At 69.0% G+C, this 5,724-nt stretch carries 5 protein-coding genes; 2 read left to right on the top strand and 3 right to left on the bottom strand.

Annotated elements, in window-relative coordinates:
* Both Q7W29_03350 and Q7W29_03345 read right to left on the bottom strand, forming a co-directional pair.
* The coding region (locus Q7W29_03350) for a hypothetical protein (GenBank protein MDO9170847.1) at nucleotides 1-1,864 on the bottom strand (1,864 nt) is incomplete at its 3' end.
* Nucleotides 1,865-1,877: 13 nt separating this feature from the next.
* Nucleotides 1,878-2,786 (bottom strand): DmsE family decaheme c-type cytochrome, encoded by a 909-nt coding sequence (locus tag Q7W29_03345; GenBank protein MDO9170846.1) that lies wholly within the window; start codon nucleotides 2,784-2,786, stop codon nucleotides 1,878-1,880.
* 174 nt (nucleotides 2,787-2,960) lie between these two features.
* Here Q7W29_03345 and Q7W29_03340 point away from each other — a divergent pair, with 174 nt between their 5' ends.
* Nucleotides 2,961-3,632 carry a MarC family protein gene (locus Q7W29_03340; GenBank protein MDO9170845.1) on the top strand — a complete coding sequence of 224 codons (672 nt, stop codon included), beginning with the start codon at nucleotides 2,961-2,963 and terminating at the stop codon, nucleotides 3,630-3,632.
* Between the two features lie 86 nt (nucleotides 3,633-3,718).
* Here Q7W29_03340 and Q7W29_03335 read toward each other — a convergent pair whose 3' ends face one another.
* Complete coding sequence (locus Q7W29_03335; GenBank protein MDO9170844.1) at nucleotides 3,719-5,002, bottom strand: alginate export family protein; 1,284 nt, start codon at nucleotides 5,000-5,002, stop codon at nucleotides 3,719-3,721.
* A gap of 264 nt (nucleotides 5,003-5,266) precedes the next feature.
* On the opposite strand from Q7W29_03335, the gene Q7W29_03330 reads away from it, so the two are divergent.
* The coding region (locus tag Q7W29_03330; protein MDO9170843.1) for a sodium:proton antiporter at nucleotides 5,267-5,724 on the top strand (458 nt) is incomplete at its 3' end.

Below are 5,724 nucleotides of genomic sequence, written 5' to 3'. Positions count from 1 at the left end.
GGTCGAGGATGTAGTCGTCCCAGCGGTTCTCGTCGAACTCGCAGCGGCGGTAGCTCGCGGTCGCGGTCAGCTTCTCGGCGAAGCGCCAGCTCGTGCGGGCCGACCAGCGGTCCAGGTCGTTCTCGACCGAGTCGGTGGTGCGGACGGCTTCGTAGTGGCCCTCGCAGCTCCAGCCGCGGCCGAGGTCCAGCACCGCGCCGGGCGCGTAGCGCACGGTCGTGGCGTCGTAGGCCAGGGGGCTGACGTCGGACTCGTCGGCGGGAGCGCCGACGATGCCGTACTCCTCCTGCCCCATCGAGAACGAGCCCAGCAGCGTCAGGCGCGGCGCCACGGCCCAGGTGGCCACGGCGAAGCCGCGCACGGCGTCCCAGGTGGTCTCCACCCCGGCGATGTCCTCGCGCTCGAAGGTCTGCGCGATCGTCTGGTGGCCGAGGTCGAGGCTGACGCCCGGGGCCGGCCGCGTGTTCAGGCAGACCTCCCAGACTAGCTTGTCGCGCTTGCGGTCGCCCATCCAGTAGAACCAGGCGTCGCTGTCGGCGGTGTCCCAGGTGTCGGCCGAGTCGATCTCCTCCTGCAGCCACGTCGCCTTGGCCTTCAGCGTCACGTTGCGACCCAGGCGGGTGCGCGCGCGCAGCGCGGCGTCCTGGCTGGTCCGCTGCCGGTCGGTGGCCTGGAAATCGCCCTCGGTGCCGCTGCCCGGCACGCCGTCCTGGGCGGTCGTCTCTTCGAGGTCGCTGGTGCGGTAGCGGTAGCTCAGCTGCAGCCGGGTCGAAGGCAACCGAGTCGTCGACAGGGCCGCGCGGTAGTCCTGGCTCGTGAGGTCGCGGTCGACGGCGTGGACGACGGCGTCGTCGGGACCGACCTGCCCGTCGACGTTCTGGTTGCGGACGGCCGCGGACAGGTCCAGGCGCGTACCGCGGGACAGCGTCCACAGGGCGCCGACGCGGCCCGTGCCCGACACGGCGTCGGAGGCGACGTCGCGGTCGGCCAGGCCCTGGGTCTCGTGCGGGTTGCTCTCGAGGTAGCTGCCGGCAGCCTGGCCCACCAGGCGCAGCGTCGGCGACACGTCCAGGGCGCCGCCGACCCGCCCGCTCCACAGGGTGCGGTCGTCGGTGGTGAGGTGCCGCGTGCCCAGCGCGCGGTCGCCCTCGCTCTTGCGGTAGGACACTTCCCAGTCCGTCGCCAGCTTGCCGTAGGCGTAGTCGCCGCCGGCCCAGACCTTGCGGTCGAGGGTGCCGAAGTGCTTCAGGCCGGGCACGGCGCCGCCGGCCCCGCTGCGCAGCAGGCTGCCCTTGGTCCCGTCGCGACGCGTGAAGGCGACGCCCGCCTTGAGACCGAACCCGTTCCAGACGCGATGGGAGCTGGCCGCCTCGAAGCGGTTCCAGTTCATCACCGGCGCGGGATCGATCGCCGCCGGCGGCGGCGGCGCGGCGAACACGGCCGAGCGCATCTCGCTGGTGCCGTCGTAGTAGTGGTCGAAGCTGCGGTAGGTCACCGAGGTCCGGAACCCTCCGGTCGAGCCGCCCCACAGGCCGAGCGAACCGGCGCCGCCTGGGCGCCCGCCGTTCTCGCCGGCGCCGCGCAGGGTCAGCCAGCGGCCGGTGTCCCAGGTCCGGTTCCAGGCGAAGACCGAGGAGAAGCGGTACTGGTCGGTCAGCTGCCAGTCCTCGGCCGCCTTCGCGGCGTAGCCGTAGTCGTCCAGGACGTCGAGGGTCAGCGTGGCATGCGTGAACAGGCCCACGTGGTCCCCCGGGGCGGCCCAGATCCGGCCGGCCTGGGCCGGCGGATCGCCGGCGGCGGCCGCACCGGCGGCCAGGAGCGCCACCGCGGCGGCGGTCAACATCGTCAGTCGCAGGTTCTTCATGACGCGCTCCTTTCTAGTCCAGGAAGGTGGGGTTGAGGTTCGAACCGTGGATCTCGTGGTGGCAGTCGTAGCAGCGCGCCTCGCTGCCCAGGAAGCCGCCGTGGTCCACGTCGCCGATGGTCGGGTAGCCGGGCTCGAAGTGGCACTGCAGGCACAGCGAGTTGCCGTCCTGGGTCAGCAGCTTGTCGTTGACCGAGCCGTGCGGCCGGTGGCAGGCCGTGCAGTCCTCGGCCGAGACGGCTTCGTGCTCGAAGAGGAACGGGCCGGCCATCTCGGTGTGGCAGTTCAGGCAGGCCGCGTTCAGGTCGCCCAGGGGCTCGGCGGCGGGCGCCGCGCCGTGGACCGCGTGGCAGTCCTGGCAGGAGACCTCGCCCTCCAGCACGCGGTGGCGGAACGGCAGGCGGAAGTCGGCGGCCTGGGCCGCGTGGCACTGCAGGCAGAACTCGCCGGCGACCCGGAAGGCGGACGGCGCCTGCGCCGAGCCGCCCCCGTGGACGACGTCGGTGTGGCAAGCCGCGCAATCGGTCGGGCTGCCGGCGTGCGGCGAGTCGGCCCAGGCGATGCGCTTGTCCTGGTGGCACTGCAGGCACATCTCGGCGCGGTCCTCGGCATCCAGGGCGGACAGGGCGGCCCGGCCGAAGATGGGTCCCTCGCCGCCGGCCTCGACGTGGAGGCTGCCCGGCCCGTGGCAGGCCTCGCAGGCGCCGGCGCCGGAGCCGGGCGCGGTCGGGGCCCGCTCCACGGAATGGGGGGTGTGCTGGTAGAAGGTGCCGGCGTCGTCGTGGCAGTCCAGGCAGGCCTGGGAACCGACGTAGGCCGCGCCGGCCGGCACGCCCACGCGCTCGGCGAAACCGCCGCCCGCGGCCGCGGCGACGGCGAGCAGGGCGAGCAGTCCGGCGATGAGGATGAGCAGACGCATCATGGGGATCCCTCCGCGCAGGATGAGGTCAACGAACGTTGATCATGGAACCGAGGATATAAGGCGCGGCGCGGACAGACAAGTTATAGTTGTCATCGGATTGTCAGGCGCTTGACACGGCAGTCGGCGCCCGCGAACTTGCCGCCCGCCGACACCCGCCCTTCCCGAGGAGCTCCCATGGACCTGTACGGTTTCGCCCTGCTCTCGCTGTCGTCCCTGTTCGCGGTCATCGACCCGCTGGGCTGCATCCCCTTCTTCAGCGGCCAGACCGCCGGCCTGTCCCGCCACCGCAAGCAGCGCATCCTGGTCAAGGCCCTGCTGGTGTCCCTGCTGGTCCTGCTGGTGTTCACCTACGCCGGCAGCGCCGTGCTGCACACCTTCGGCATCACGGTGGACGCCTTCCGCATCGCCGGCGGCGTCATCTTCTTCGGCGTCGGCCTGGACATGCTGCAGAGCCGCCCCCGGCGCTGGCACACCGGCCTGGACCAGGCCGCCCGGGCCCAATCCCAGCCCGAGCCGGTCCCCGACCCCGACCACGACCCCTCGGTGACCCCCCTGGCGATCCCGATGATCGCCGGTCCGGCCTCGATCACCACGGTCATGGTGCTGCGGGCCGAGACCCCCGGGATGACCGGCGCGCTGATCGTCGGCGCCGCCGCCGCCCTGATCCTGCTGCTGACCGGGGTGATCCTGCTGACCGCCGACACCGTCCTGAGGCGCCTGGGCCCCACCGGCATGCGCATCGTGGAGAAGCTGATGGGCCTGCTGGTGACGGTCATCGCGGTGCAGCTGGTCATGAACGGGGCCGCTCCCTTCCTGAGGGACCTGGTCGCGACCGCCGGGCGCTGACCACCTCCCCCCGCTCCTGCTGCGAAAAGACACGCCCCCGGCGGCCGGTGCCGCCGGGGGCGCGTGGTCTTGCCCTCGGGAGAGGACTAGAAGCTCATCGTGGCCTGCGTGTACAGCCAGTTCTGGCTGTCGGCGGTCGAGCCCAGCCAGTCCTCGCTGGGGGAGAACATGCTCAGGCCGGTCTGCCAGGCGAAGCCGCCGTCGACGTACTTGCCGGACAGGTCGATCTCGGTGCCCAGCGCGGTCTTGTCGGTGGCATGGTCTTCGACGGTCGCGAAGCTGTGGAAGTCGCCGTTGAGCGTCCAGCTCTCGTTGACCGGGTACATGCCGCGCAGGGCGATGTCCATGATGCCCTCTTCACGGCCGTTGTCGAAGATGTCCATGGCGCCGTAGAACTTGTGCGGCGTGAAGTACAGGTTGTTGAAGCTCTCGACCTCGGTCGTCGTGGGGTCGTCGCCCGTGGTGTAATCCACGAGGCCGGCCAGGCGGAACCCGTTGGCCATCGTGTAGCCCACTTCGGCGAACATCAGCATACCGCTGAGATCGACCTCCGTGGCGCCTCGGTCGAAAGTGCCGGTCTGCATCGCAACCATGGCGTTGTAGTCGAAGTTCTCGGCAAAAGTCCGCTCGCTGTAGGCACCAAAGGTCATGAGGGACGCATCGCCTTCGAAATCAACGGCATAGGCCTTGTTCATGAAGCCGAACAGGTCCACGCCCTTGTTCAGGAACGAGAAGTTGATGCCGTAGAACATGTCGTCACCGGCGCGGTCCGTACCGTCGGTGTCATCGACGACCGTGTACGCGTTGAAGCTCTCGTAATCCTTGGTGGCCCAGAACGAAGCCTTCATGTTCTCGCCGAACTGGCGGCCGTACATCAGGCCATCGAACGACTGGCCGTACATGCTCCAGTCCGAAAGTCCCACCAAGCGCTCATTGTGCAGGCTCATCTCGAAACGGCCCAGCTTCAGGAAGCTCTTCTCGCAGGGCTTGTACCACATGTAACCCTGGTGCATGTCAAGAACGGGGTCGATGGACGTAAAGTAGAACTCATCCTCAATGGGGTCATAGGCCATATCACCAGCATTCTCGGTACCGATGTAGCGGCTGTCCTGGAACTGGGCGAACACGCCCATGTTGTCCGCGACCATGGCCTTGATGCCGATGCGGGTACGCAGCTGGCTGTACCAAGTGGGGTTGGTGTCGGAGTTGTAGCTGTAGAACCCCGGGCCGTCCATCTGGATCCGGTAGCGGGACTCGCCCGTCACCTTGACGGTGCTGGCGCAGGTCTCGGCACAGGTCTGAGCATATGCGACGACGCTCATCAGCATCGCCATGATCACGAACAGGGTGGTCAACTTCAACGTCTTCAAGGGGGTCTCCTTCCGGCAAAACCATGATGCCGACCGGTGGATCCGTTCAGTCCGGCGGCTCGAAAACCTGCGGAATGTTGCCACCCGGATTTCGTAGTGGCAAGGTAAATAATGAAAATATGAAAATTGATTATCATTTACAAGTGGTGCCGCGCTTGCCGGTTTGACACCATCCTTACGGCTCCGTAGCTTCCCCTTCGCGTCCTGATGCTTCCCGGATCGACGGCGGCGGGACGAGCGCCTTCCCCCCGAACAGGAGTCGCCATGAACTTCGGCCTTTCCCCGCGCGCCCGCACCCGTGCGGCCTGGCTCGTCCCGGCCGCGCTCCTCGTCCTGATGCTGCTGCCCGGCGTCGCGGCGGCACTCGACGGGCACGGCGCCGCCGCCGCCAATACCGCCACGCACCAGGCCGCCCCGCAGCACGCCGCCCCCAGCCTGGGCACGCGGCTGCCCCTGTGGAGCGCCCTGCCGTTCGTGGGGATCCTGCTCTCGATCGCGGTCTTCCCGCTGCTGGCGCCGCACTTCTGGCACCGCCACTTCCCCAAGGTCGCGGCCTTCTGGTCGCTGGCGTTCGCGGTGCCGTTCCTGGTCGCCTTCCGGGGCGAGGCGCTGCAGTCGATCATCCACATCTACGTGATCGACTACATCCCCTTCATCATCCTGCTGTGGGCCCTGTTCACCGTGGCCGGCGGGATCTACGTCGGCGGCAGCCTGCGCGGCTC

The organism is bacterium (assembly GCA_030654305.1).
Lineage (GTDB): Bacteria > Krumholzibacteriota > Krumholzibacteriia > LZORAL124-64-63 > LZORAL124-64-63 > PNOJ01.
The sequence above is the reverse complement of the archived record's forward strand: the minus strand, read 5'-3'. Positions and strand labels throughout refer to the sequence as shown.

What these genes read in the sequence shown, in the direction of transcription:
- Q7W29_03340 (MDO9170845.1), top strand. Translation starts at nt 2,961, where the DNA reads ATGGACCTGTACGGTTTCGCCCTGCTCTCGCTGTCGTCCCTGTTCGCG.
- Q7W29_03345 (MDO9170846.1), bottom strand. Translation starts at nt 2,786, where the DNA reads ATGATGCGTCTGCTCATCCTCATCGCCGGACTGCTCGCCCTGCTCGCC.